Source organism: Nonomuraea insulae, assembly GCF_042656245.1.
Genome location: NZ_JBHSPA010000153.1, coordinates 1 through 836, shown reverse-complemented (window position 1 = coordinate 836; position 836 = coordinate 1). Strand labels below are relative to the sequence as shown.

Annotated in this window: 1 protein-coding gene; it reads left to right on the top strand. The window is 68.9% G+C overall.

Annotation, left to right across the window (positions count from 1 at the left end; translation table 11 throughout):
- Nucleotides 1-6: 6 nt before the first annotated feature.
- A partial coding sequence (locus ACFPZ3_RS70230) for a substrate-binding domain-containing protein (RefSeq protein ID WP_379525384.1) occupies nt 7-836 on the top strand: 830 nt, incomplete at its 3' end.

Sequence of the window (836 nt, the reverse complement as noted above, 5' to 3'; positions counted from 1 at the left end):
TCGGGGGTGTCTGATGACACCAGGGCCCGGATCGAGGAACTGATCAACAGGTACGGCTACCGTAAGCCGCCCGGCAGTCGGAACAGCACCGTGGAGCTCGTGTTCCGTGAGCTGGAGAGCATGTGGGCGGTGGAGATCATCCGGGGTGTGGAGCGGGTGGCTCGCAAGAACCGGATTGGGGTTATGGTCTCCGAGTTCGGGCTCCACGATGCGCCCGAGCGCAGTTTGGGTGATGTGGCGGAGCGGCGCCCGCACTGCGTGCTGTCGGTGGCCCAGTTGTCGGAGGCGGAGCGTGACCAGCTCAAGGCCAAGGGTATCCCGTTCGTTGTCTTCGATCCGACCGGCGAGTTGCCCGATGATGTGCCGTTCGTGGGCGCCACCAATTGGCGTGGTGGCCGGTCCGCGACCCACCATCTGATCGAGCTGGGGCATCGGCGTATCGCCATGATCGGCGGGCCGAAGGACGTGTCGTGCTTCCGCGCGCGGCTGGCGGGCTACGGCTCGGCGCTGGAGGCGGCGGGGCTGGCCGTTGACGCCGGCCTGATCGTGCACGTCCCGCTTACCCGCGAGGACGGCTACGCCGCGGCGTTGGACGTGCTGACCCGCCACGACCGACCCACGGCTGTCTTCGCCGCCAACGATCTGCAGGCGCTGGGCGTCTACAAGGCGGCACGCGAGCTCGGCCTGCACATCCCCGACGACCTGAGCGTGGTGGGCTTCGACGATCTGCCGGTCGTGGCCTGGGTCGACCCGCCGATGACCACCGTCCACCAGCCGCTGACCGAGATGGCGGTGGCCGCGACGGAGCTGGCACTGGCGCTCGGCCGGGGGGAGGA